Here is a 22,421-nt window from a genome sequence, read left to right as displayed (position 1 = left end):
GTAACCCTCACACAGGCCTCAGCACTGCGACCCGCCGCACTCGCCGTCGCGGATCGTTGCATTCCCCGCCCCGATCGCGCACCACTGCGGCCAGGCCGGTGGCAGCCCGCCCGTTGCCGTGACGTAGTCCGTATACGGCGACTCTCCATCCTCCAACCAATATGGGTGATCCAGCACGAACTGCCAGGTCGAAGCATAGGTTGGCAGTGAGGGGTCTTCGGGCTCGAAGGGTGGGGTCGCGTGGGTGCAGTTGTGCACGCACTCCACGATGAAGTGATTGTCCGCCTGCAGCTCGGCCTCGAGCGCCATCGAGGTGCTGTCAAAGTTCACGCCCAAGCAAAGGTCGGATGGCCCACCCCACAACACCAAGGCCGGCATGCGATTCGCCGCCGGGATCCACGGCTTGATCAGATCCCCGCCGGAGCCGCCAGACAGGGACATCAAGCTAGACAGGTGCTCGCCATGGCGGCTGGCGAGCTGCGCGGAGAACAGCGCCCCGGCGCTGACGCCCATGGTCGAGACGCACTCTTTGTCGAGCGCGAACTGCTCCGCCACGCACGCGAGCATGTCGTCGTGGAAGGTGAATTCCTCTTCCAATTGCGCGTCGTCATCGGCGACCGAGAACGGCCACCGAAATGGGACACCGGTGCTCCCGTCGCGGCCCTCGGGGATGATCGCAATGAAGCGGTAGTAATCTGCCGCGTACTGGGCCTCGGCCTGCTCGTAGAAATCGAGCGCCGCGCCGCCAAGCCAGTGGTACATGAAAATGACCGGAAACACCTCGTCCGGCTGCGCGTCGCTTGGGACCACGAGCAGGAATTGCCGCTCGCCGTGCTCGGTCTGCATCACGTTGAACACCTCGGGCCCGGTCTCGAGCGTGGGGCAGGTCCCGGGTCCGCTGTAGGCCGGCAACGCGGGGGCGAGCGTGGCCCCAGGCGGCGGTTCGGTCCCACACAATGACAGCGCGGGGGGCTCGATCGGGTCGCCGTCACCGTCACCGGGGTCACCGTCACCGTCGCCATCGCCAACGCCATCGCCGGGATCACCGTCGCCATCGCCAGCGTCAGTGTCGCTCGAGTCAGCGTGGGTGGTCGTGTCTTCGCTTGGGCTGTCAGCGCATCCCGCCAGCTGCGCGAGCAGCAGCGAGGTCGACAGGAGGGTAGTCAACTCGAGTGAACAGCGCATGGTAGGCGGTGAGCCTATCATTTGGCGCCGCGTGAGCGGAAAAACTGTGACGGCCGAAAAGGGCTCGACGCCTCGAGTCTGGTGCGCGACGCTAGGCGGGTCACTTGATCTGAGGACGCCCATGTCAAAGCTTCATTTACGTGTTTGGTCACTGCTGCCGTGTCTGTCCCTCGTGTTGATGCTTGGCTGCGCCGACGATCGCGGCAACGCGAGCGGGGAAGGCAGCAGCACGGCCACGGAGACCGCGGGCGACGGAGACGGCGATGGCGATGGCGCGACCCAGACCACGGGGGACGGAGACGGAGACGGGGACGGCGATGGCGATCCGGGCGACGGAGACGGCGACGGAGATGGCGATGGTGACGGCGACGTCGACCCCGAGTTCGCCGTTGGCTTCGACGTGCGCAACGTCGACCCCAGCCCGGCGCAGCTGGGCTCGGTCTATCTTGGCGGGTTCGGGGCGCCGTTCGTCGGCGGCCCCGCGACGGCGATCCACGACTCCCTGTACGCCCGGTCGATGGCGGTTGGGATCGGCGACGAAGGGGTGATCTTCACGGTCGTCGACGCGATCGGCATGGGCAACCAATGGACCCGGGCGATCCGCAGCCAGGCCGCCAACCTGACCGGGCTCAGCGAGGATCGCATCATCATCGCAACCACCCACTCGCACTCCGGGCCCGACTTTCAAGGCCTGTGGGGCGGGGTCGGGGACAGCTACCGGACCAAGGTCACCGTCGAGACCGTGGGCTCGATGCTCGCGGCCTGGGAGACCCGGCAGCCGGCCGAGCTCAGCGTCAGCAACTCGACCGCGGCCAACAAGAACCGCCGCGACTGGCCCATGACCGACGACACCGTGTTCGTGCTGCAGGCCCATCGCAAGTCCGACGCTGGCCTGCTCGGCACGATGATGTCGTTCGCCGCCCACCCGGTGATCATTGGCGCCGACAACACCGAGCTCTCGCGTGACTACTGCGGCTATGCCGTCGACACGCTCGAGGCCAGCACGGGGGCGCCAGTGGTGTTCTTCAACGGGATCCTGGGCGACGTCAGCCCCAGCGTGCCCGAGGGCATGTACGCAGACGATTTCGAGCGGGCCGAGGCCTACGGCAGCTACGTCGCGGCGCAGGCCCAGCTGATGCTCGCCGACGCGGTCCCGGTCGAGCCGATCTTGGTTCACGATTACGCCGAGTGGGAGCTGCCGGTCGACAACGCGCTGTTCAACCTGGCCGGGCAGCTTGGGATCTTGGACTACGACTTCATTCAGAACGGGCTGACGTCAACGGTGATCACCCAGGCGGCGTACGTGCGCTTGGGGACCCAGGCGCAGATCGTCGCGTTCCCGGGCGAGTCGCTCACGCGCTGCGGCCTGCCGATCAAGGACGCGATGACGGCCCCCTACAAGGCCGTGCTCGGCAACGCTGGCGACGCGCTGGGCTACTTCGTGCCCAGCGACGAGTGGATGACTGGGCTCAACGACGACTACGAAGAGGGCGTGTCGCTTGGTGAGACCGTCGCGGACACGACCCGCGACGAGATCATCCAGATGATCAACGAAGACCCCGGCTGACCAAGCCCGGTGGGCTAAACCAACACGTATTGGCCGGGCGCGAGGCCCTCTAGGGTCCACGGCCCGACCGCGTAGCGAATCAGGCGCAAGGTCGGGTAGCCCACGGCGGCCGTCATGCGCCGGACCTGCCGGTTGCGGCCCTCTTTGAGCTTCAGCTCGATCCACGCGGTGGGGATCGACTTGCGCTCGCGGATCGGCGGGTCGCGGGGCCACACGCTCGGCTCGGGCAGCCGCCGGGCCTTCGCGGGCTTGGTCCAGCCATCGTCGAGCTCGACGCCAGCGCGCAGCAACGCCAGGGCATCGTCGCTGGGCTCGCCCTCGACCTGCACCCAATAGGTCTTGACCATCTTGTGCTTGGGCGCGCTGATCCGATGCTGCAGCGCGCCGTCGTCGGTGAGCACCAGCAGCCCCTCGGAGTTCTTGTCGAGCCGACCCGCCGGGTACACGCCTGGGACGTCGATGTACGCGGCCAGCGTGGGCACGTCGCCTTGGGCCCTGAACTGCGTCAAGACCCCGTGGGGCTTGTTGAACAGCAGGACCCGGGCCACGCCAGACTTCTAGCGCATCTTCACGATCGCTGGCCAATACCGAATTAGAGACGCCCGGCGAGCTCCCTCGAGACCGAGAGGGCAGCGCCGGGCGAAGACTTGGTCGGCGTGTGCTAGCCCCGAATCAAGCGCTGCGCGCTCGACTCGGGCCTACTATGTCTTCAAGGGGGCTTTCAAAAGCCCCCTCGCTTCGGCGGCGGAGCCCCCTTCGCTCACCCCAAACGCTCGCCTATCGGCTCGTACTAGCCCCAAATCACTCACCTTTTCCAATTCAGCGCTTGATTTGGGGCTAGCAGCCCGTGGTGCAATGCCTCGCGCCGCCTCGCTTGGCCTTTTCGCCGAGGGCTTTGTCGCCAAAACTTGCAGTGGGCCCACCACAGCGGCGTTTTGGCTTCGCGCCCTCGACGAAAATTCCGGCGCGAGGCGACACGATGCATTACACCACGGGCTGCTAGGCCGGGACGCCGATGATCTCGACCTTGATCGAGACCGAGACGTCGGCCGAGAACCGGACCTCGACCTCGTGCTCACCGACCAGCTTGATCGGCTCGCTGAGCTTGATCAACCGGCGATCCAGCTCGACGTTCTGCGCGGCGAGTGCCTCGGAGATGTCCTTGGTCGAGACCGACCCGTACATCTTGCCTTCGTTGCCGATCTTGCGCGGGATCGAGACGACGGCCTCCTTGAGCTTGCCGGCCTTGGCCTCGAGCTCGGTGCGGAGCTTGGCTTGCTGCGACGCGATCTCGCGCCGGTGGTGATCGAGCTGCGCGAGGTTGGACTTGGTTGCGAGCAACGCGAGTCCACGGGGCAGCAGGTAGTTGCGGCCGTAGCCGGGCTTGACGCGGACGAGCTCCCCGGCGCGGCCGAGGTTGTCGACATCCTTGGTCAAAATGATCTGCAGCATGGCCATCACTGCACCGAGTAGGGAAGCAGGGCCAGCAAGCGCGCGCGCTTGATCGCCTTGGTGATCGATCGCTGCTGACGCGCGGTGACCCCAGTGATCCGGGCCGGGACGATCTTGCCGCGGTCGGTGAGGAAGTGCTTGAGCAGCTGCGGGTTCTTGTAGTCGATGACGACGTTGGGGTCAGCCAGGGGCGAGACGCGCTTGCGTCGGGGGCTGCCGCGCCGTCCACCTTCACGTTCGTCGGAGTCTTCAGACATGGGCATTACTCTTCCTCCTCGTCGTCATCGTCGTCGTCATCGTCATCGCGGTCGTCGTCGTCGTCCGCGTCGTGGATCGTTGCGCTGAGGGCCGCAGCCTTCTCCGCTTCGATGTCGAGCGGATCGGCCGAGACATCGGAGGCCGCGTCGAGGGTCTGGTCGTCAACGTCGCTGGGCCGCGCCGCCGGGTCGACGTCACCGTCGATCACCACGGTCAGGTAACGCATCACGTTGTCCCAGATCCGCAGGTTTCGCTCGAGCTCCTTGACCATGTCCGAGCCGCCAAGGAAGCGGATGTACAGGTAGATGCCGCGCTTGTTGGTTTCGATCGGATAGGCCAGGGTTCGCAGACCCCAGTTGTCGATCTTCTGCATCCGGCCGCCGTTCTTCTCGAAGATCGCTTGGATCCGCGTGACGATGCTGGCGATGCCATCTTTGTTGATGTCGGGCCGCAGGATCAGGGTGGTCTCGAACTCGCGCTGCGTGTTTCGCAGGGCGCTGTAAGACCTGATTTGTGCTTCTGTCATGAGTCTCCTCGTGGACGTGAGGCCCCGCGGACCATCCGCGGAGCAAGGAGCCCCGGGGACGTGGTCCCTGGGGGGCGGCTGATCTACGCGAAGCGGTGCGGGTTGACAAGTGGAGGGGGGCTTGGGGGTGGTGGGTGCGGGCGTGTGCCATCACGCACATCATGGGTGCCGCGGTTGGCGCGTCTGTCCATGGGCTCCTGGGTCGAGCACATGCCGCAGGAGCCGACGTCGAGGCCCCTAACCCGCGTCCGCCTCACTCTCGAGCACGTGCTCGAGAGCGACCCACCCCGTGCGACCGTCAAAGCACACCAGCAAGCTGCTGGCCGCCTCGCCAAGATCCTCGATCTCCGACAGCCGCGCCGCCCCGTAGACCTCGCCCTCGTGCTCGAAGAACCACCGCTTGCGGGCGGCGTGAACCCGAACGAGCGCCCGGACCTTGTCGACCTCGCGCCCGTAGGCCTCGAGCTCGGCCTCGTCCCACAGGCCGTTGCCGTTCTCATCCCAGTGGGTCAGCAGCCGGGTCTCGCGTTGGATCAGCTCGCGCTCCTCGGCCTCGGTCTCGAGCTGCAGCAACACCGCGCCGATCCGCTCGGCCTGCGAGGCGTGGCCGGTTCGCTGCAGCATGAGCTGTTGCCTGCGCAGCTGATCGAGCAGGTGTGACTCCCGCCAGCGCGAGGGCATGAGGCCCAGCTTCACCAGCAACCACGGCGTGAACACGCTGGTCCCAGGCACGGGCAGCGCGGAGTTGACCGCGGCGATCAGCCCGGCCGGGAACAGCCGCACGAGATCCAGCATTTGCTCGCGGACGATCGCGCGCTCTTCTTCGCTGAGCTCACGCGCGCCGCGGGCACGGACGAGGGCCACGGCCTCGCGGCTCTCTTGCAGCTCGCCCACCAAGTGTGACCACTGCTCGACCGCGACCGCGCGGGCGCGCTTGGTGACCCGGCGAAGCAGCCCGGGGGGACGCTCGATGATCGCCAGCTCCTCGGTTAGATCCCGCAGCTGCTCGACCTCGAGACCCTCCGCTTCGAGCTCGTTGGCGATCTGCGCGAGCACCCACGCGCCGTCGTGGTCCTGCGCCTGCGCGGGCTCGAGCGGCTCGCTGTGGGTCGGAGGCCCGGCCATCCGCGCGAAGTTTACAACAGCTGCCGGCCCGTCACAGGGGCCCGGGCGCGGTCTGGAGATACGAGGGACGCGCGGTGATCACCCCGGCTACAGTCCCCGGGTGGACCAGTCTACGAATGCGTCCGCAAGCGGGCGAGAAGCCCTCGCCCGAGCTGAAAGCAGCTTGAACGCGGCCAGCGTGCCGGAGATGCCTCGCGTGCCCGCCATCGGCCAAGAAAAATTCAGTCCCCCGGAAGAGCTCGCCAACGCGATCTCGGCCAGCGTGGGCGCGATCTTGTCGATCATCGCGCTGGTCGTGATGGTGGTCTCGGCCAGCGGAAAGGGGGTCGTGCATGTCACGAGCGCCGCGGTGTTCGGCGGCTCGTTGATCGCCCTGTACCTGTCTTCGGCGCTCAACCACGGCCTGGTCCCCGGCCGCGCGAAGCACTTCTTTCACAACGTGGACTTGGCGGCGATCTACCTGCTGATCGCAGGGACCTACACGCCCTTCACGCTGGTCGCCCTGCAGAACCGCACGGGCAATCTGATGTTCGCCGCGATCTGGATCTTGGCGCTGGTCGGCACGGTGCGCACGCTGATCAAGCCCAACGAGTACGAGTCCAAGCTCGACAAGGTCGGGGTGATCTCATACCTGGTCATGGGCTGGATGGTCCTGGCCGCGCCCGCGCAGATCATCGCGGCGGTGCCAACCGCGGGGCTGGTGTGGATCTTCTTGGGCGGGGCGTTCTACTCGGGTGGGGTGTTCTTCTTTCGCATGACCTCGCTGCGCTACCACCACTTGATCTGGCACCTGTGTGTGATCGGCGGGAGCGCTTGCCATGTCGTCGCGGTTCAGCGCTACGTGCTGGAGATCCCGTTGACTTAGGTTGACTTAGGGAGCCAGCGTCTGCGCCCACTCGTCGGGCCGAAAGCCGATCAGCGCGACCCCATCACCGATCACCACCGGCCGCTTGATCAGCTTGCCGTCAGCAGCCAGAGCCGCGAGCGCGTCGGCGGTGGAGATCTCGGTGAGCTTTTGCTTCCAGTCACCCTGGCGGTAGCTCTGGCCCGAGGTGTTGAACAGCTTGCGCAGCTCGACGCCCGCGAGCTTCATGACCTTGGCGAGGGTGGCCTCGCTGGGCGGCTGATCGACGATGTTGATGCTGCGGTAGGCGACGCCCTGGGCGTCGAGCCACTTCAGGGCTTTGCGGCAGGTCGAGCAGTTTGGGTACTGGTAGATCTCGATCGGCTTGGCGGCGCTCATGCGCGGGGTTTGTCCCCCTGGTCACGCCACGCGTCAAATTGCCAAACCCCGAGTACCCTGTGGCGTGCGCCGCTCGTCGCTTGTTCCGCTGCTCCTGCTCGCGCTGGGCCTGCTCGCCTGCGCCAAGCAACCCGCGCCCCGCGAAGCCTACGAGGGCGCGCCGGTCCGCGCGGCGATCAACCCGGACTGCGACGCCGAGACGCTCGAGGGCCCGCGCGGCCTGCCGTGCGTGCAGATCGACGTGTTCGCCGAGGGCGAGGGCCCGAGCGCGAGCGACGGCGAGTGGCTGAAGGTCCACTACATCGTGCTGCTCCCCAACGGTTCCGTGCTCGACAGCTCGCACGATCGCGGCAAGCCGCTGTCGGTCCAGCTCAACCAAAGCGGCGATGTGATCGACGGGATGCACCTTGGCCTCGAGGGCATGCGGCTCGGGGAGCGGCGGCGCTTCGTGGTCCCGCCCCGGCTGGCCTACCGCGGCCGCAAGATGCCTGGCCTGCCGCCTGACGCGAACCTCACGTTCTTGGTCGAGCTGGTCGAGCGGCGCGCCAGCCCATGACGTAAGATGCTGCGGTGGTCCAAGCCCACGCCCAGCCCAACTGCGTGTTCTGTGGCTACCTCGAAGCCCCGGTGCACATGCATCGCCCGCGCTTCGAGATCCGCCGCTGCCCCCACTGCATGGTGCTGTGGTGTGATCCAACCCGCTTCGACGAGGACTTCAACCCCGACAACGAGGCGGCCTACCTGGAGGTCGAGGCCACGATCCACACGGAGAACGCGGCGCGCCTGCAGCAGCTGAGCCGGGTCGCGCCGCCGTCCAGCCACCCGCGCTTGCTCGAGGTCGGCTGCATGCACGGGGACTTCATCTACCAGGCCCGCGGGGCTGGCTACGACGCGAGCGGGGCGGATCTGTCGGCCACGGCCGTGGAGGAGGCCAACCGCCGGATGCCCGGCGCGGTCCGGCTCGCAACCTTGGACGAGAGCTACGAAGCCAACTCGCTCGACGTGGTCGCGGCGTTCAACGTGGTCGAGCACATGGATCGGCCCGACGCGTTCTTGGCCCAGGTCCTGCGGGTGCTGCGGCCCGGCGGGGTGTTCATCGCCGAGACCCCCGCGCAAGAGAGCGTGTACCACCACGTGTTGTTCTTGCGCGGGCGCGTCCAGTCGCAAGGTGCGTTCGAGGTTGGGATCCACCCCGGCACGCACATCTTCAAGTTCGGCCGCCGCGCCTGGAAGATCGTGCTGGGGGACCTTGGCTTCGACGTGCTGGACATCGAGCCGCGCTCGACACCGATGCGCGAGCTGCTGGCCAAGAACAAGTCCGATCCGATCCTGCGCGCGGGCATCGTCGGGTTTGGGCTGCTCGGGCGGGCGACGGGCTGGGAGAACCGGGTGTTGGTCACCGCGCGCCGCCGCTAGTGCCCTCGACACCCCAATCCTTGCAAGGAGGTCGCTTCGGGTGAGCGACAGAGGCCGTAAACTTCAGTCCGCCGACGACTGGTGGTGTGGAGGAGCCGTGGTCTCGGACGAGTTGAGAGCCGAGTGTCTCGTCGCAGCGGGACAGTCTCGTCGCAGCGAGACACTGATTGGGTCGTGCTTTGGGGGGTCTGCGGGGGTCGATGTGTTGATCGGGCAGCGCGCACGACCCGTGAGGGTCGCTCCGGGCACGGAGGGCTCAAGACGCTAATTTGCGTTGTCATGGATCGCTGTCGGCGAGGTCGGGCTGTGGCTTCGGTGATGCACTCGCAACGCCCTCTTATTGTGCCCGGAGCGACCCTCACGGGTCTTCTGTGCGCTTCTCGTCGTTCGAGACGGCGGCTACGCGCTTGGGATCGGGCAGTTCTGGGTCAACTACCGCTCCACTCGAGCGGGCCGTCGTCCACCCTTGCCGGCATCTACTGGTTTCGCGGGCGTACCTCGAGCATCGCCCGCGCACGCCCGGCTCCGGTTGCGAGCGGGTTGTCATCGGCGGCGTCTTGGGCGACGCCACGCCGGGCCGCTGCTGGGCTGCTGGGATGTTGGGATGCTCGGATGCTCGCAGTCGCCGCACCTGCTCGACCACTCGAAAGCATTCGATCGACCACGGCAAGCATCGAGTGGAACCACCGCAACCAGCATTGTTGGACCCCAAGACGCCCCTCGATCCCGAGCGCGTAGCCGCCGTCTCGAACGACGAGAAGCGCACAAGAGACCCTCACGGGTCGTGCGCGCTGCCCGATCAGCACATCGACCCCCGCACCCGCTCAGGCCGCTCTACATGCTCGACGGTCTGAGGCCGAGCCTCGGCGGGTTCAGGGCGGAGGCATCGGCGGGCCGAAGGATAGCAGCTCGTCGTTCATTGATTCCGCCTGCGCGCGAACCCACGTGGCGGTCTTGGGCACGGGTGCGATGCGGACCTCGTCGATTGCCCCGCTGAAGTTGACGCCGATCCGAACCGGCTCGGCGTTGACTTTCATCGCGACGATCCCATTGTCGCCGATCATCTCGAGCTCGCCATCCAAGAACAAGAACGGCTTGCCCGACATCACGCCGGCGTCAAAAATGCCCACCATGTACGACCACTGATTGATCGGAATGTGTTCATCCGCCGTCGCGCCGACCGCGAAGTTTTGCATCGTGCGCACATGGAAGCCCGACAGGTTGGGCATGCAGCACGACGAAGCCATCAGCGCGTAGGGGCTGTTCCCGACCGGCTTGGCGAGGATTGCCCGATAGCTCGAGGCCGTGGAGGTTGGCCGGGCCCAGCCCTCCACGGTCACGCTTTGGGTGAGGTCGAGCGCGTCGTCATCGGCGATCTCGACGTACTCGTCGCCGTCAAACAACAGCGCTGGCCCGACCGCGCCGGCGATCGATGCGATGTCGTTTCCGGGTGAGAGCACGCCGTCGAAGCCGTTGCCGGTCGAGTCGTGCATGTTGCCGTTCGTGTCATCCGCGAGGTGCCAGACCGCGAGATACACCCCTGCCCACACCGCTGGGGCGTCCTGCGAGTCGCCCGCGCGCAGGTTGCCAGAGTCCATGAAAAAGTGATCGTCGTTGGCGTCGATCTCGGGGATCCGCACCCACACGTAGGACGTGCCGTTGGGGTCCCAGCTCTCGATCTCGTAGGCGAGCGGGGCCTGGTTTCGGTCGAAGAACCGGAGGTCTCCGCCGTCGGCCTTCATCAGGTCGTAGTCGATCCGGCCTTGGTTGAGCACGACCAACACGGGGAAGTCGGTCAGGCCGTCGCCGAGCAGACTTGGGACGAAGGTCAGCTTGCGACGTTGCTGCCAGCCGTCGCCGTCGCCGTCGCCGTCGCCGTCGCCGTCGCCGTCACCGGGGTCGCCGTCGCCATCGCCGGGGTCGCCGTCGCCATCGCCGGGATCACCGTCACCGTCACCATCGCCGTCGCCATCGCCATCGCCATCGCCCTGCGTGTCTCCCGTCTCCCGTCCTGCGTTGGGGTTTTCGTCGGAAAAGCACCCCAACGTAGGCGACAGACACAGACACAGCAGGCTCAGGGTCGAAATTCGACTCGAACACAGTCGCATCCGCGGAGTATAGCGGAGCCGGATCCGCACATGGTGGGGACTGAAGACCAAGGGCGCGAGGCGGAGGGCTGCATGTCACGAGGTCGGCGATCCTTCACACGGAGTGTCCCGCCCACCCCGCGGCGAGCCTGTGGTTCGACTTCGTGAGGGGGGCGTGCACGCGATCGCGGACAAGCCAGCAGTGTCGGTGTACATTCGACCCATGCTCATTGCTGCGCGCCGGAGTGGCGCCCTAACCGCCCGCTCGGGTCGCGCTCGCGGGACCACGTTGGCCGCTGTCAGCGGTGTCACCGGGCTGTGTGTCGTGTCGCTGGCGCTCGCAGGTTGCGGTCGCTCCGACACGGTGTTGTTCGTCGACACCGACTACGAGGGCACGAGCTTCTCGTACGAAGACACCACCGATCCAAGCACGGACACGACCGACACGGACCCAACCGACACGGACACGGACACCAGCTGGAGCGAGTGTGGCGACGGCGTGGTCGACCTCGACGAGCAGTGCGACGACGGCAACAGCAGCAACAACGACGCGTGCACCAACAGCTGCGAGCTCAATTTTTGCGGTGACGGGTTCGTGTTCGAGGGCATCGAGGAGTGCGACACCGGCCCCGACATCGGCCCCAACGACGCGTGCGTGCCCGGCTGCCAGATCAACGTGTGCGGCGACGGGTTCTGGGGCCCGGGCGAGCAGTGCGACGACGGCAACCCGTTTGACGGTGACGGCTGCAACAGCGACTGCACCACCGGGCAGTGCGGCAACGGGATCGTCGATCCCGGCGAGGACTGCGAAGACGGCAACCTCAGCAACACGGATGACTGCCTCAACACCTGCGTGTGGGCCGAGTGCAGCGACGGCTTCGTGCGCGAGGGCGTCGAAGACTGTGACGACGGCGCGTTCAATGCCCCCGAGGCCGACTGCACCCCCGCGTGTCTGGACAACACGTGCGGCGACGGCTTCCAGCACGCGGTCAACGAAGAGTGTGATCCGGGCATGGACAACATCGGGCCGGGCATGAGCTGCCTCAACGGCTGCGTGCTCAACGGCTGCGGCGACGGCGACCAGGGCCCCGGTGAGCAGTGCGACGACGGCAACGCCGACAACACCGACAGCTGCCCGATCACCTGCGAGCTGGCCGTGTGCGGCGATGGGTTCGTGTGGGCCGACAACGAGGACTGCGACGACCAAAACGCCAACGACGACGACGCGTGCCACAACGACTGCTCGAGCACGCAGATCATCCAGGTCGCGGCGGGCGGCAACCACACCTGCGGGCTGCTCGATCACGGCAAGCTGCTGTGCTGGGGCAACGGCGACGACGGCCGGACCGGCTACGGCAACGAGGACAACCTTGGTGACGACGAGCCGGCCAGCAGCGCGGGCTTTGTCAGCTTGGCCGGGCCAATCAGCTCGGTCGTCGCTGGGATCTCGCACAGCTGCGTCGGCTATGCCGGCGGCCAGGTCCGCTGCTTTGGGCGGGCCGGCGACGGGCAGCTGGGCTACGGCAACGTCAACGTCATCGGCGACGACGAGCTCCCGTCCAGCGTTGGCTTCGTGGATCTGGGCGGGCCCGCGGCGATCCTGGCGACGGAGGGCGGGTCGTTTCACACCTGCGCCGTGCTGGGCAACGGCAGCGTGGTCTGCTGGGGCCGCGAGAGCGAAGGCCGGCTTGGCTACGCGCTTGGCAACCTCAACGAAGACGTGGGCGACGACGAGACCCCGGCCGAGCACGTGGCGATGTTTGGCCCGGTCATGGTTGGCGGCACGGTCACGCAGCTGGTCCTGGGTTTTGCCCACACCTGCGCGCTGCTCAATGACGGCACCGTGCGCTGCTGGGGCGAGGCCAACAACGGGCAGCTTGGCTACGGCAACGCCAACGACATCGGCGACGACGAGACCCCAGCCTCGGCGGGTCCGGTGCCGATCGGCGGCCTGGTCACCCAGCTCGCGGGCGGCTGGTATCACAACTGTGCGATCCTCGACACCAACCAAGTCAAGTGTTGGGGCAAGGGCAACGAGGGCCGGCTTGGCTACGGCAACGTCGCGTGGGTCGGGCTCAGCAACGTCCCGAGCGCGGTCGGCTTCGTCGACGTTGGCGGCACCCCGGTCAAGCTCGAGGCTGGCACCGCGCACACCTGCGCGCTGCTCGACGACGGTACGATCCGCTGCTGGGGCTGGGGCGCGCGCGGGCAGCTTGGCTACGGCAACGTGACCAACATCGGTGACAACGAGCCCGCGAGCAGCGGGGGCCCGGTCGAGATCGGCGGGCTCGCAATCGACATCGCCGCCGACGGCTACACCACCTGCGCAACCCGGGAAGACGGCAGGATCTTGTGTTGGGGCGACGGCGGCCAAGGTCGGCTTGGCTACGGCAACGAGAACTTCGTTGGCGACGACGAATTCCCGGCCTCGGTGGGCGTCGTCCCGCTCTTCTAGCCATGCGCAACCTGCTGAGCATCGACCTCGAGGACTGGTTTTGCGTGTCCAACTTCGACGACCTGCTGGGTCGTGAGGTCTGGGACGCGTGCGAGCTGCGGGTCGTTGACAGCACCAAGCGGCTGCTCGATCTGTTTGATCGTCGCGGGGTTCAGGCGACCTTCTTCGTGCTGGGTTGGATCGCCGAGCGGGCCCCCCAGCTGATCCGCGAGGTCGCGGCCGCCGGTCACGAGATCGCGTGTCACGGCTACCACCACCACCGGCTTGGCTACCTGGATCCCCAGCGCCTCGACGCGGATCTAGGCAAGGCGATGCCGCTGCTGCGCGAGCTGGCGGGCGCGCCGATCCTGGGCTACCGCGCGCCCTCGTTCTCGCTGACCCAGCAGACGATGTGGGCGGTCCCGGTGCTCGAGCGCCACGGGCTGCGCTGGGACTCTTCGGTGTTCCCGTTTGGCGGCCACCCGGAGTACGGCATCGCCGACGCGCCGCTTCATCCTTACAAGATCGGTGAACACCTGCTCGAGCTGCCGATGTCGGTCGTGGAGTTTGGCGGTCGGCGGCTGCCGTGCACGGGCGGCGGCTACTTTCGCCTGTACCCCTACGAGCTCAGCGCCGCGCTGATCCGCCGCTGCCATCGCGCGGGCCGGCCGGCGATCTTCTACGCGCACCCGTGGGAGTTCGACCCCGAGCAGCCGCGCATGCCCTTGTCCGCGGTCAAGCGGTTCCGCCACTACAACAACCTCGGCAAGACCCTCGCTCGGCTCGAGCGCCTGCTCACCGAGTTCGAGTGGGGGCCGATGGGTCCGTGGGCAACCAACGTCGCCAAGGCCCGCACGCGTGCCGAGCAAGCAGCCTGAGTCGCGCCCGCGTGACGCAAAGCCCCGCCGCCGCGTGAGCGGCTTGGACGTGGTGGTCGTCGTGCTGATGGCGCTCGGTGCGTTGGTCGTCGTCGAGCCGGCGCCCTTTGATCTGCTGATCATCTTGCTGCTGCCGATCGCGCTGGTGATGCGGCGGCTGTCGATCCCCAAGCGTGGGAGCGTCGCCCTGGCCGCGGTCGCGCTGTTCTTGCTGGCCAACGCGATCTCGCTGGTGCCGGCCCGCGACCTTGGCGTGGCGCTGCGGTTTGGGGCGATCACGGCCTACTTGGCGATCGCCTGGGTGTTCACGGCGGGGTTCGTTGGCAAGCACGGCGAACGCGGCGCGCAGCTGGTGATGTGGGGGTGGACCTGGGGCGCGGTGGTGACCACCACGATCGCGATCGCCGCCTACTTTGGCGCGTTGCCCTTCGCCGAGCAGCTGGCCCCGCAGGGTCGCCTGCACGCGTTCTTCAAGGACGCCAACGTGCTCGGTGCCTACCTGGTCGCGCCCGCGGTGTGGTCGGCTTCACGCTTGGTCTTGCTCGAGCGCGGGCGTCGGCTGCCGTGGGCGGTGGCGCTGGTCGTGTGCGGTGTGGGGATCCTGCTGACCTACTCGCGCGGGGCCTGGATCAGCATCGCGGTTGCGATGTTCACGTTCTTCTTGCTGCGCTTGGTTGGCGTGGGCTCGCGTCGGTCGCGGACGATGACGCTGCTCGCGGTGCCGGTCGCGGTGGTGTTGCTGGCGGTCGCGCTGGATCGCCTGGTCGACGTTGGCGTGGTCCAAGACATGCTGGCCCAGCGGCTTGGGCCGCAGGAGTACGACGTGGATCGGTTTGCGACCCAGCGCGAAGCGCTCGAGGTCGCGATCTCGAGCCCGTTTGGGATCGGCCCTGGGCAGTCCGAGCGGGTGTTCACGCGGGCCGCCCACAACACCTATGTGCGGGGCTTGGTCGAGAATGGGTATCTGGGTGGGCTCGCGTTGGCGGGGCTGATGTTCTCGTCGCTGTTCATGGCGATCTGGACGGCGTTGAGCTCGCGGGAGCCTCGGCGCCAAGTTGCGATGGCGGTGGTCGCGGCCTCGTTGGCCGCCGTGTGTGTGGAGTCGTTGGTGATCGACACGGTCCACTGGCGGCACTTGTGGGTGTTGGCTGCGCTGGCGTGGACGCCGTCCGTGCGCGAAACCTGACGAACCAGCGCGGACTCGCGTGGCCGGGCGCACGCGCTATGATGGCCCCGTATGTCGCGCGTCCGTGTTGTCGTCGCCGCTGCGCTCATGTGTGGGTGCACCTCGCCAAACCCGGCCTTCAACGATCGCCAGTCAGCCGTTGACGACGAGTCCGGCGACGGGCCAGGCGACGGCGACGGGGATCCAAGCACGGGCGACGGCGACCCAACCACCGACACCGGCGATGGTGATGGTGATGGTGATGGGGACACGACGACGACTGGGGACGGGGACGGGGACGACACCGGCAGCGCCTGCCAACCCGAGCTCACCGATTGCGATGGCCTGTGCGTCGACCTCGTCTCGGATCCCGACAACTGCGGTGCTTGTGGCGACACGTGTGGTGCAGATCAGATCTGCATGGCGACCGACTGCGTCGACGTCAAGTACGTGTTCGTGACCTCGACGCGCAGCAACGGCTTGTTGGGCGGCATCGCGGGCGCCACCTTCATATGCGCCGAGGCAGCGGAGAGCGCCAACCTCCCGGGCGAGTACGCGCCGTGGTTGAGCACCGCCGATAACTACCCAGATAAGTACTACAGCCAGGTGGGGCCCTACGTTCGCACCGACCTCGTCGTCGTCGCCCAGTCGTGGGCCGATCTCGTCGATGGTTCAATCCAGGCGCCAATCGACCGCGACGAGTCGGGCGCCCCGATGCAGCCGGCCCCCGCTGAAGACTGTCAGCTCCCCTACGCGGTCTGGACGGGCACCAGCAACGGTGGGGTCTACGTCGAGCCCAACTGCACGGAGTGGGTCAACAACGGTTCGCAGCAGGAAAAGCATGGCGTGGTCGGCGACGCCAAGGGCATGTCTGGGTGGTCTGCGGCGCAGCAGTGTGCTCAGCACTGCTCGGCGCAGCTACCCATCTACTGCTTCCAGCAGTGAGCGGACCCAGCGAGCGCGCGGTTGACCCTTGATCCGCGCAGGCTCCTCGCCGACCCTGGGGCATGCTCGAGACCATCATTCAGACGCTCCAGAACATCTGCCAAGCAGCCGGTTGGAGCTACAGCGAAGGGCGCGTCTCGATCCCGCTCGATGGTGCGCGCAGCCAGAAGATCGCGCTCGACAGCTTTGACGAGGACGGCGAGACCTACGTCCGCTTCTACAGCGTCATCGGCCCGGTCAAGTCGCTCAACAACAACCGGCTGACCGCGGCGCTGCGGCTCAACGCGCGCATGCGCTTCGGCGCGCTGGCGATCCACGACGACAAGCTCGCCGTCGTGGACACCTTCTTGATCCGCGAGGCCGACGCCAGCGAGGTTCAGCAGTCGCTGGCCTACATGGCCATGACCGCAGATCGCTACGAGCAGGCGATCTTCCACACCGACGAGAACTGAGCCGCAGCGCTCGCAGCAATGTCACGAGGGGGCGCCGCGCTGAGCTCCGCGCAACCAAGGATGAGTGCTAAGGTGCGGCCGCATGTCGGAGCCGTTCATGGGCCTGTCTGTCCTCGATCTACGCGGTCACGACCCAAACCCAGCGGAGCGCTGGCGGCAGCTGTGCGGGCGCTCGTTTGGGCTCGACGGTGAGGCCGATCAGGCCGCGCGGGGGATCGTCGAGCAGGTCCGCACCCGCGGCGACGCGGCGATCATCGAGCTGACCCAGCGCTTCGAGCAGCGGAGCTTGGAGGCGTCTGATTTCGAGCTGCCCCGGTCGCGCTGTGACCAGGCCTTGGCTGCCCTCGACCCCACGCTTCGTGCGGCGCTCGAGCAGGCGGCGGCGCGCGTGCGTTCGTTCCACGAGCTGCAGAATCGAGCGCTGATCAGCACGGGCACCGAGACCCCGGGCGAGACCCTGCGCAGCCGCGTGGGCCCGCTCGCGCGGGTCGCCGTGTACGCCCCAGGCGGGACCGCGGCCTACCCATCTTCGGTGTTGCACGCCGCGATCCCGGCCAAGGTCGTTGGGGTCGACGAGGTCGTGCTGCTGACCCCGCGACCGAGCGAGGTCGTGCTCGCAGCGGCGGCGCTGGCTGGCGTGGATCGGGTGTTCCAGATCGGCGGCGCCCAGGCGATCGCGGCCGTCGCGTTTGGCACCGCTACGGTCCCGCGCGTGGACAAGATCGTGGGGCCCGGCAACGCCTACGTGACCGCGGCGAAGCGCTTGGTGTTTGGCCGCGTGGACATCGACTCGATCGCCGGGCCGTCGGAGATCTTGGTCGTCGCGGATCACAGCGCCAGCGCCAATCTCGTGGCCGCGGATCTGATCAGCCAAGCCGAGCACGACGTGCTGGCCTCGCCGGTGCTGCTGACCACCGACCCCGCGCTGATCCAGGCTGTGAACGCCGCGCTGGCCCGCCAGCTCGAAGCTCTGCCGCGTCGCCAGATCGCCAGCGCGGCCCTGCGAGATCAAGGCGCGGCCGTGCTCGTGGAGACGCGCGAGGCCCTGATCTCGCAGGCCAACGCCTACGCGCCCGAGCACCTCGAGCTGCTCGTCGAAGACCCCGCCAGCATGGCCGCGAAGATCCGCCGGGCCGGGGCGATCTTCGTGGGCCCGTGGACACCCGAGGCGGCCGGCGACTACACGGCGGGCCCAAGCCACGTGCTGCCGACGGCCGGCGGCGCGCGCTTCTCTTCGCCGCTGGGTTGCTGGGACTTCGTCCGCTACACCAGCGTGCTCGAGCTTGGTCCCGAGCAGCTGCGCGCGCAGGCCCAGGCGATCACCACGCTGGCCCGCGCCGAGGGCCTAGAAGGCCACGCCCGCGCCGTCGAGCAGCGCCTGGAGAGCAAGTCATGAGCTGGCAGCGACACATCCGCCCCACACTGGCCCCGCTCGAGGTCTACGACCTCCCGCCTTCGACCGCGCCCAGCCGCATGCACGCCAACGAGTGCCCCGAGCCGTGGCCGCTCGAGGTCCGCACCGCGCTTGGCGAGATCGTTCGCGAGATCGAGCTCAACCGCTACCCCGACACCTCCGGCCGCAGCTTGCGACGGGCGCTCGCGGACAAGCACGGGTGCGACCCCGAGCGAATCGTGCTTGGCAACGGCAGCGACGAGATCATCTCGGGGTTGGTCACGGCGCTGTCGGGCGCGCCGGGGGCCGGGCACATGGTGATCCCCACGCCAACCTTCGTGATGTACGCCCACTCGGCCCAGGTGTTTGGCGTGGACGTGCGCGAGGTGCCGTTGACCGCCGCGCTGCAGCTCGACGCGGTGGGCATGCGGGCGGCGCTGCCGGGCGCGGCGGTGTGCTTCTTGGCGCGGCCCAACAACCCGACCTCGAGCCTGTGGGACGCGGAGCTGATCCACGCGTTGGTCCGCGAATTCCCGGCGACCGTGTTCGTGATCGACGAGGCCTACGCTGCGTACGAACCTGGCTGTTCACTGTGGGATCCAGCCGCGCCCAGCAACCAGGTCCACATGGGCACGCTGTCGAAGATCGGGCTGGCGGCGCTGCGGGTGGGCTACTGCATCGCCGATCCAGCGCTCGCGCTGGCGCTCAACAAGGTCCGGCATCCGTACAATGTGTCGCAGACCAGCATCGCCGTGGCCGAGGCCGCGCTGACCCGGTTCGCCGACGTGCAGGCGGGGATGATCGCAAAGACGATCCGCAATCGTGGTCGCTTGATCGAGTTGCTGGGCCAGCTGCCCGATGCCGAGCTGTTCCCGGCCCACGCCAACCTGGTGCTGCTGCGGCTGCCCGATGACGCGCGGGCCCAGGGGTTGGTCAGCCAGCTCGAGGATGCCGGCGTGCGGGTCAAGGATGTCACCCGGGTCGCTGGGCTGTCGGGGTGTGTGCGGGTCAGCGTGGGTACCGACGAAGACCTCGAGCGGCTCGCGCTCGCGCTGGGCCTGCGCCTCTGAGGCCGGTTACGCCGCTAGCGACACCGGCCGCCACCAACCATCGCGGCCGCGTCTACCGTGTCTACGATGGCGCCGGCGTGGCCACCACCACGGCGTTCGACTTCAAGGGCCACGCGCTGACCGAGCAGCGGCAGCTCGTCGCCAGCAAGACCAGTACACCCGATTAGAGTGTGCTTCTGCAAGAAAGTAGCCATGAGCTACGAGAATATTACGCTCTCCATTGGTGACCGCTCAGCGAACCTTGATCTGCATCGGCAAGACCGGCTGCGGCAAGAGCTACCTCGGCGCCGCCCTGGCCCAGGCCGCTTGTCGCCATGGTCACCGGACCCTCTACACACGCGTGCCTCGTCTCGTGCAACAGCTGGCGATCGCCCGCGCCGACGGGAGTTACCCTCGCATGCTCGTGCGCCTCGCCAAGGTCAGCGTGCTCGTGCTCGATGACTTCCTGATCGCCCCGCTCAAGGACGCTGAGCGCCGCGATCTTCTCGAGATCCTCGAGGACCGCTACGATCGCTCCTCGACCGTGATCACCAGTCAGCTTCCCACGGCCAAGTGGCACGCCGCCCTCGGCGATCCCACCGTCGCCGACGCGATCTGCGACCGCGTCGTGCATAATGCTCACGTCATCACCCTCGTCGGCCCCTCGGGCCGCAAACAAAGAGGCCTCAACACCAAGAGCTGAACTCCAAACACGCTACGAACGCGGTCGCTGCGCTCCCATCTTGCCCAAGTGTGTCCGGGCTGCTTGCCCAAGTACGCCGGACCGGCTGCCCAAGTACGCCGGAATATCCATCGAGGACAGGGGTCGGCGGCTAGGTGGGTGCAAGGCCAAGGAATGGGCCATCAGAACCCAAATTGGACGTAAACTTGCGACTCAACCTTGGTCGCGGAGCGAGTCGGGCCTCGCGCGCGGCGGCGTTCCAGCGAAGACTCCCGGTCCGGTATCGGCGGGGGTGGCCCTACCTCGGGCCTCCGCCTGCTGTCCGGCCAGGAAGACTCCGAGTCCGGAGCTCCGAGCGAAGACTCCCGGTCCGGTATCGGTTCTGCTTCAATCACGTAAATTTGGTACTCAACCACTCCACAGGTGCAATAAGAGTTTCTGGGAGATCGACTCGGGTACGAAACTCTCGACAATTTTGATGCGAGAATGCTCGCGCTATTGCCGACTGCACTTGGGGTGACACACCCCTCGCCACAAGGTCACGCTTGCTGATAGCAAGGCAAAGCTGATTGATATTGTGATCGAGCGATCCTATCTTGTTGACGGAGTCAATGATCTCTTTCTCAGTACGTACCCCGAAGTCCAGTACGAGTATGACCCCCGCGGCCGAACTCAAAACAGTCTGCCAAGCGTAAGGTCCGAAGACTCCGCCCGGAATTGTGACAAGTTCAAAGAGTCGATGGCTTTGGGTGAAGTGAAGGGCCACAGCCGTGTGTTTCGGCGGCGACGCACTGTCACCTCCAGGCGGCGCCGAGGGCACATTGAAACACTGTAGCTTTTTTCCCACATGATTTCCCATTGCTAGCATGATGGTTGTTTTGCCAGCAAGGGGGGGGCCATATATCGCGATTCGGGTCTTTTTCATGCCAGAGTTTCCTCACTCGGGTATGCTCGGGAATCGTTGCTGCAACAACTGCCAGCGCTCGAACGAAAAGCGATCTTGACCGAGCAAGATGTCGTCATATTGTGCGCCTGCTGCAGCGAGGTTGTCACGTAGAGTTGGGTCAATAATTGTCGTCGCACCATCTTCCGTAATGCTGACCGCCCAGTGGTTGAACCGATTTGATCCTCCATGAATGATCCGAGCGCCCTGCGCCTCGAACGCGACCAAGTTGGCAGCAGCAGCGTCCCCGCATGTTCCGGCGGAACCGCCGGGGCCCATGGTTCCCGCCCAACTGGTCGGCTGGTCACTAATGTAAGGGCATTCTCATGAAAGCCATCGAGATGAGAGGTGCCCCGGGAGGTAGAACCTGTAGGAGTTTCGTTGACTCGGAAATAGTCATCGGAGATACTGAGATTCTCCTCACTTGCTCCGACGCCAGCGCTTCCGCGGCTCACGGCCGCAGCTCGGGCCTCGACCGTGACAAGCCCGACTCGCGCGGCGACGAGTGTCTCCCAAGTCCCCAGTACCAGAGCCGCGTTTCCGGCGAACCACAGCCTGGCCTCCTGCTTCTGGGCGCGAATCTGTTTGCCTTTTTCTTGCGCGTTTGGCGTCCGAGCAACGTGTTGTCGGGTCTCCTGGAGCATGCGCTCGGACAATTGCAAAGCGTGCCCGCCGCGCGAGATGAGCTCGAGTTCAACCTCGGAGAATCCAACAAGATCGTGGATGGCGGCGGGGTCTTTTGCAACGGCCAGAACCGCCCGCGCAGTCCGTAGGCGGTCTCGGGTCGTGCGTATATCACTTCCGATGTCATCAATCGCATCCTCGTAGGTCTCCCACAACCCGTCCGAGATCTCGTTGATCCCTTCTTCTCGAATTCGACTCCATATTTCATCTAGCTCCCCATTTAGATTTGTTAACTCATCTTCGAGGTGCTGGGTTGTCTGCTCTTGGTCGTAAATCGGGGAATAGCCAGACTTACCTCCCGTATCCTTCAACATGGTTGGAGTGACAGTCACGTATGCATAGCGGTTGACCCCATCCCCGAGCCCAACTGGGTCCGCCGCTGTCCATCGCCCCAACCACCCCACATAATACCGTGCCGAGTGGTACTCGAGTCCCGTCTCCTCGTCTCGCTCCATGCCCGTGTAGCGGTAGCGCTTCGCTGACACGTCGATGCTGGCATTCACAGCCCGATACGCGCTCGTGCCGTAGGGGTGGTACTCCTCGTAGGAGATGACCGCGCCGCTACCGTCGACCTCGGTCGCGGTGGAGCCGAGGTGGTTGCTCAGCTGGTAACGCCAGATCCCAGTAGGGCTCCCGATCGCGGAGCCGCCATCGACGGTCTTGGTCTCGATGATGCAGATGCGGCCGGTATCGTCGCTGATGTGTATCGACTCGCGCTCGAGGTCGAGCGTGCCGCTGATGCGCTTGCGATAGATCTCGAATGGGCCGAGGCAGATGCGCTCTTCGGTGGTCGCGCCCGACTTCTCCACGTACTTCCGGCTGCGCATGCCGCCCGCGTACTGGAAGTAGACCGTCTCGGTGCCGACGGTGACCTCGCGCAGTTCGTCGTCGTGGTTCCACACCATGCTCGACAGGTGCGGCATCGCGGTCATGTTGC

The 22,421-nt window shown here is 66.5% G+C and carries 21 protein-coding genes; 12 read left to right on the top strand and 9 right to left on the bottom strand.

Annotated features, from left to right (window positions below):
- Window positions 1-18 precede the first annotated feature (18 nt).
- Window positions 19-1,167: an alpha/beta hydrolase family protein gene (locus DB30_RS37285; protein WP_146662379.1), complete on the bottom strand. Its 1,149-nt coding sequence runs from the start codon at window positions 1,165-1,167 to the stop codon at window positions 19-21.
- Between the two features lie 139 nt (window positions 1,168-1,306).
- On the opposite strand from DB30_RS37285, the gene DB30_RS37280 reads away from it, so the two are divergent.
- Window positions 1,307-2,752, top strand: coding sequence for a hypothetical protein (locus DB30_RS37280; RefSeq protein WP_146662377.1), 1,446 nt, complete (start codon window positions 1,307-1,309; stop codon window positions 2,750-2,752).
- Between the two features lie 14 nt (window positions 2,753-2,766).
- On the opposite strand, the gene DB30_RS37275 is transcribed toward DB30_RS37280, so the two are convergent.
- From DB30_RS37275 to DB30_RS37255, 5 genes are all read right to left on the bottom strand, one after another.
- Complete coding sequence (locus DB30_RS37275) at window positions 2,767-3,300, bottom strand: pseudouridine synthase (protein ID WP_052558234.1); 534 nt, start codon at window positions 3,298-3,300, stop codon at window positions 2,767-2,769.
- 451 nt (window positions 3,301-3,751) lie between these two features.
- The gene (gene rplI / locus DB30_RS37270; RefSeq protein ID WP_052558281.1) at window positions 3,752-4,201 is read right to left on the bottom strand and encodes a 50S ribosomal protein L9; all 450 of its coding nucleotides are present in this window, start codon (window positions 4,199-4,201) and stop codon (window positions 3,752-3,754) included.
- Between the two features lie 8 nt (window positions 4,202-4,209).
- Complete coding sequence (rpsR, locus tag DB30_RS37265) at window positions 4,210-4,461, bottom strand: 30S ribosomal protein S18 (protein ID WP_052558278.1); 252 nt, start codon at window positions 4,459-4,461, stop codon at window positions 4,210-4,212.
- 5 nt (window positions 4,462-4,466) lie between these two features.
- On the bottom strand, window positions 4,467-4,988 hold the full coding sequence (gene rpsF, locus DB30_RS37260) for a 30S ribosomal protein S6 (protein WP_052558232.1): 522 nt from the start codon (window positions 4,986-4,988) through the stop codon (window positions 4,467-4,469).
- Between the two features lie 237 nt (window positions 4,989-5,225).
- Window positions 5,226-6,113, bottom strand: coding sequence for a hypothetical protein (locus DB30_RS37255; RefSeq protein ID WP_052558230.1), 888 nt, complete (start codon window positions 6,111-6,113; stop codon window positions 5,226-5,228).
- Between the two features lie 196 nt (window positions 6,114-6,309).
- Between DB30_RS37255 and trhA the strand changes: the two genes are divergently transcribed.
- Complete coding sequence (trhA, locus tag DB30_RS37250) at window positions 6,310-6,978, top strand: PAQR family membrane homeostasis protein TrhA (protein ID WP_165704125.1); 669 nt, start codon at window positions 6,310-6,312, stop codon at window positions 6,976-6,978.
- A gap of 6 nt (window positions 6,979-6,984) precedes the next feature.
- On the opposite strand, the gene DB30_RS37245 is transcribed toward trhA, so the two are convergent.
- Window positions 6,985-7,356, bottom strand: coding sequence for a Spx/MgsR family RNA polymerase-binding regulatory protein (locus tag DB30_RS37245; protein WP_052558226.1), 372 nt, complete (start codon window positions 7,354-7,356; stop codon window positions 6,985-6,987).
- A 64-nt stretch (window positions 7,357-7,420) separates the two neighbouring features.
- Here DB30_RS37245 and DB30_RS37240 point away from each other — a divergent pair, with 64 nt between their 5' ends.
- Window positions 7,421-7,912 (top strand): FKBP-type peptidyl-prolyl cis-trans isomerase, encoded by a 492-nt coding sequence (locus tag DB30_RS37240; protein ID WP_052558224.1) that lies wholly within the window; start codon window positions 7,421-7,423, stop codon window positions 7,910-7,912.
- A 14-nt stretch (window positions 7,913-7,926) separates the two neighbouring features.
- On the top strand, window positions 7,927-8,772 hold the full coding sequence (locus tag DB30_RS37235; protein WP_052558222.1) for a class I SAM-dependent methyltransferase: 846 nt from the start codon (window positions 7,927-7,929) through the stop codon (window positions 8,770-8,772).
- An 872-nt stretch (window positions 8,773-9,644) separates the two neighbouring features.
- On the opposite strand, the gene DB30_RS37230 is transcribed toward DB30_RS37235, so the two are convergent.
- Entirely contained in the window at window positions 9,645-10,880 is a 1,236-nt protein-coding gene (locus DB30_RS37230; RefSeq protein ID WP_146662369.1) for a DUF2341 domain-containing protein, read from the bottom strand.
- A 202-nt stretch (window positions 10,881-11,082) separates the two neighbouring features.
- Here DB30_RS37230 and DB30_RS37225 point away from each other — a divergent pair, with 202 nt between their 5' ends.
- From DB30_RS37225 to DB30_RS37190, 8 genes are all read left to right on the top strand, one after another.
- A complete protein-coding gene (locus DB30_RS37225) occupies window positions 11,083-13,314 on the top strand; it encodes an RCC1 domain-containing protein (protein ID WP_146662367.1) in 2,232 nt (743 codons plus the stop codon).
- 2 nt (window positions 13,315-13,316) lie between these two features.
- A complete protein-coding gene (locus DB30_RS37220) occupies window positions 13,317-14,171 on the top strand; it encodes an XrtA system polysaccharide deacetylase (RefSeq protein ID WP_052558216.1) in 855 nt (284 codons plus the stop codon).
- 34 nt (window positions 14,172-14,205) lie between these two features.
- The gene (locus DB30_RS37215; protein ID WP_052558213.1) at window positions 14,206-15,357 is read left to right on the top strand and encodes an O-antigen ligase family protein; all 1,152 of its coding nucleotides are present in this window, start codon (window positions 14,206-14,208) and stop codon (window positions 15,355-15,357) included.
- A 51-nt stretch (window positions 15,358-15,408) separates the two neighbouring features.
- A complete protein-coding gene (locus DB30_RS41970; protein WP_052558211.1) occupies window positions 15,409-16,281 on the top strand; it encodes a hypothetical protein in 873 nt (290 codons plus the stop codon).
- Window positions 16,282-16,343: 62 nt separating this feature from the next.
- On the top strand, window positions 16,344-16,733 hold the full coding sequence (locus DB30_RS37205) for a YbjN domain-containing protein (protein WP_052558209.1): 390 nt from the start codon (window positions 16,344-16,346) through the stop codon (window positions 16,731-16,733).
- An 82-nt stretch (window positions 16,734-16,815) separates the two neighbouring features.
- Entirely contained in the window at window positions 16,816-18,129 is a 1,314-nt protein-coding gene (gene hisD, locus DB30_RS37200; protein ID WP_052558207.1) for a histidinol dehydrogenase, read from the top strand.
- Window positions 18,126-19,196 carry a pyridoxal phosphate-dependent aminotransferase gene (locus DB30_RS37195; protein WP_052558205.1) on the top strand — a complete coding sequence of 357 codons (1,071 nt, stop codon included), beginning with the start codon at window positions 18,126-18,128 and terminating at the stop codon, window positions 19,194-19,196. Before hisD ends, DB30_RS37195 begins: the two co-directional genes overlap by 4 nt.
- A gap of 223 nt (window positions 19,197-19,419) precedes the next feature.
- Entirely contained in the window at window positions 19,420-19,878 is a 459-nt protein-coding gene (locus DB30_RS37190) for an ATP-binding protein (RefSeq protein ID WP_165704124.1), read from the top strand.
- A gap of 900 nt (window positions 19,879-20,778) precedes the next feature.
- Here DB30_RS37190 and DB30_RS37185 read toward each other — a convergent pair.
- On the bottom strand, window positions 20,779-22,421 hold a 1,643-nt coding region (locus tag DB30_RS37185; protein ID WP_146662363.1), incomplete at its 5' end, for an RHS repeat-associated core domain-containing protein.

The sequence above is a fragment of the Enhygromyxa salina genome (assembly GCF_000737335.2).
Classification (GTDB): domain Bacteria; phylum Myxococcota_A; class Polyangia; order Nannocystales; family Nannocystaceae; genus Plesiocystis; species Plesiocystis salina_C.
This window is presented reverse-complemented; position numbering and strand designations above follow the sequence as displayed.

Coding starts and splice junctions, on each gene's coding strand:
- DB30_RS37255 (WP_052558230.1), bottom strand. CDS start 6,113: ATGGCCGGGCCTCCGACCCACAGCGAGCCGCTCGAGCCCGCGCAGGCG.
- DB30_RS41970 (WP_052558211.1), top strand. CDS start 15,409: ATGTCGCGCGTCCGTGTTGTCGTCGCCGCTGCGCTCATGTGTGGGTGC.
- DB30_RS37195 (WP_052558205.1), top strand. CDS start 18,126: ATGAGCTGGCAGCGACACATCCGCCCCACACTGGCCCCGCTCGAGGTC.
- DB30_RS37220 (WP_052558216.1), top strand. CDS start 13,317: ATGCGCAACCTGCTGAGCATCGACCTCGAGGACTGGTTTTGCGTGTCC.
- rpsF (WP_052558232.1), bottom strand. CDS start 4,988: ATGACAGAAGCACAAATCAGGTCTTACAGCGCCCTGCGAAACACGCAG.
- DB30_RS37245 (WP_052558226.1), bottom strand. CDS start 7,356: ATGAGCGCCGCCAAGCCGATCGAGATCTACCAGTACCCAAACTGCTCG.
- DB30_RS37230 (WP_146662369.1), bottom strand. CDS start 10,880: ATGCGACTGTGTTCGAGTCGAATTTCGACCCTGAGCCTGCTGTGTCTG.
- hisD (WP_052558207.1), top strand. CDS start 16,816: ATGTCGGAGCCGTTCATGGGCCTGTCTGTCCTCGATCTACGCGGTCAC.
- DB30_RS37225 (WP_146662367.1), top strand. CDS start 11,083: ATGCTCATTGCTGCGCGCCGGAGTGGCGCCCTAACCGCCCGCTCGGGT.
- rpsR (WP_052558278.1), bottom strand. CDS start 4,461: ATGTCTGAAGACTCCGACGAACGTGAAGGTGGACGGCGCGGCAGCCCC.
- DB30_RS37205 (WP_052558209.1), top strand. CDS start 16,344: ATGCTCGAGACCATCATTCAGACGCTCCAGAACATCTGCCAAGCAGCC.
- DB30_RS37280 (WP_146662377.1), top strand. CDS start 1,307: ATGTCAAAGCTTCATTTACGTGTTTGGTCACTGCTGCCGTGTCTGTCC.